Origin of the sequence: Rhodococcus sp. (in: high G+C Gram-positive bacteria), from assembly GCF_049286785.1 — a bacterium.
Classification (GTDB): Bacteria; Actinomycetota; Actinomycetes; order Mycobacteriales; family Mycobacteriaceae; genus Rhodococcus_F.
The window spans coordinates 1-2,189 of record NZ_JBAQEO010000919.1 but is presented as its reverse complement, the minus strand read 5'-3'; the positions used below and the strand labels follow the sequence as shown (position 1 = coordinate 2,189).

The following is a 2,189-nucleotide window of genomic DNA, read 5'->3' as shown; positions in this document are numbered from 1 at the left end:
GCCTGGGACGGGGGGATGGTCACCCCGGAACTGCGAGGCTACTTCCTCGAGCGGGGGGTGTCCCTGCTCGACCCACAAGTAGGCGCGCGGGCGTTCACCGAGCAGTTCACCGAGGCGCGGCGCGACGACGTAGTGATCCTGGTCGGTGCAGCAGAGTCTCTGGCCACCGGACGATCCCGCGAACCCGCCGACGCGGTGGTCCGCCGGAATCTCGACGGTCTGGCTGAGCATCGCATCATTGCCGCGCACCGGATCGGTGCGGATGCGGTTCTGCCCGCCACCTTCGGACTCGGCACCATGATCAACGTCATCGAACGTGCACACCCCGGGCTGTGCGTCGTATCCGTGCAAGATTTCCGGGTGCACAAGGGGATCGTCTTCGATCACCCGGTGGGGAACGTCGACATCGAGACCGTGCACACCTCCAGCGGTCCCGACGGGACCGTCGTCCGTGCAAGCGTGGTCAGTTCCGATGGACACCGTCGCGTGCCCCGCTACGCCGGCACGTTCGTGCTGGCCTCCGCACCGGAGACCGTGCCGGCGATCCCCGTCACGTGGGCGTCCACCGGAACCGGTGCCGACGTGCTCTACCGCGAGGCCACCCAGTTCCATGCGCCGCCGTTACATGGCATGCGCACCATTCTCCACGACGATGCACGTTCGATCGTCCTCGAATGCTGCTTACCCGGTGCGTCGGTCGCGCTCGGGGCCTTCGGCGGAGTCCTGCACAACCCCGTGCTGGCGGACGTGATCTTGCAGGGCCCACCCGTACTCGGGCACCGGCTACTCGGTTCCGCGTGCCTGCCACTCGGCGTCGGACGTATCGACTACTACGACGAGTTGCCGCACAACGAACCATTCGTGCTGGTGATCGACAATGCCCGCGTCGGAACAGTGGACGCGAAGGTGGATGCGACCGCGGTCGCCACGGACGGCACAGTGCTCCAGCGATTCGTTGATGTCGCGATTGTCACCACCCCCGACCTGTCCGAGAAGTTCCGTGAATCAGTGAGGCAGTGGATTTCATGAACACAGCGGATTTCATGAACACAGCGGATTTCATGAACACGGCGAATTCGACGAACACCGGCCACCACAGCGCCGATTCCGGCGACACCGAGATCCTCGGCTTCGAGGGTGTTCCCTTCAATCCGGTTGCGATCGGGTCGCTGGTCCCCGCAGTGCTCACGCGGCAGCCGGCGGCGGTCTTTACCCAGGACGCACCTTCCGGGCCGCTGGCGGAGATCCGTGCCGGTGTCGTTACGGCCCACCGCGCAGCGCTGGCGGCCCAGGCGGCCGTGCAGTGGCAGATACTTCGGCGAGCGTCGAGAGGGCCTCGGCACCCGCTCGCCGATCTGCTTCCGCTCGCGCCGAAGCAGGCCGGCGCGGCGCCGGAAGGCTCCTTCAAGCCGTTGGCCCGCAGCGCGGTGGACGAACTCGACCGTTCTGCTCTCGAGGGTTTGGCCCGTGGAGAGGTCGGCGCAGTCTTCGGTGCCGCGTACGCCCAGCCCGGTGCTAATCCCGACATCCGGCTTGCCCGCGTCGGGCCGTTGGTGCTCGATTCGGTGACAGACATCGGATTACGCTCGGGCGCAGTCGGTCTCGGAAGTCTCCGGGCACGCTACTCCGGAAGCGCAGAGGCTGCGGCGGCGCAGGCAGCGGAAGTGTTCGCGCTCTATGCGGGACTGCATCTTTGCTTCGCCGACGCGCAACTCGTGACGGACAGCAGCACTCCAGACCGGAACTCGGACGTCAGCGGGAGCGCGGAGCTCGAGTTGATCGTCACGGATATCGGCCTCGTGCCCCGTCCACATCTCAGGGCCGAAGTGGTCCTCGGCGGTGAGAGGTCCAGCCTCGAGGTCCGGTCGACCGTCACCGAGAAGCCCTTCGGAGTGGTGGGACCCGGGCCTGCGGGCTCGCTCGCTACCTGGACCGGCCGGATCGGCATCAACGGGGACAGGGCGCTACTCAACGAATTCCACATGGCGCATCTCGCCCGTGGCGATCAGGGTATCGCGCTCGGACCGGAGTTCGCGCACTACACAGGGGTGCGGGCAACCCGGCTCCCGACTGGCGGTCTGCTGCTCGTCGACCGCATCATGTCATTCGACGGAGTCCGGGGAACGCTCGACGAGCAGGTTGTGTATCGAAGTGAATACGATTCGCCCGCAGACTCGTGGTACTACGCC

General features: G+C 66.4%; 2 pseudogenes. Both read left to right on the top strand.

Annotation, left to right across the window (positions count from 1 at the left end):
- Positions 1-1,029: pseudogene (locus WAW17_RS33450) on the top strand (polyketide synthase); the annotation flags it as partial.
- A 14-nt stretch (positions 1,030-1,043) separates the two neighbouring features.
- Positions 1,044-2,189 (top strand): annotated as a pseudogene (locus tag WAW17_RS33445) (beta-ketoacyl synthase); the annotation flags it as partial.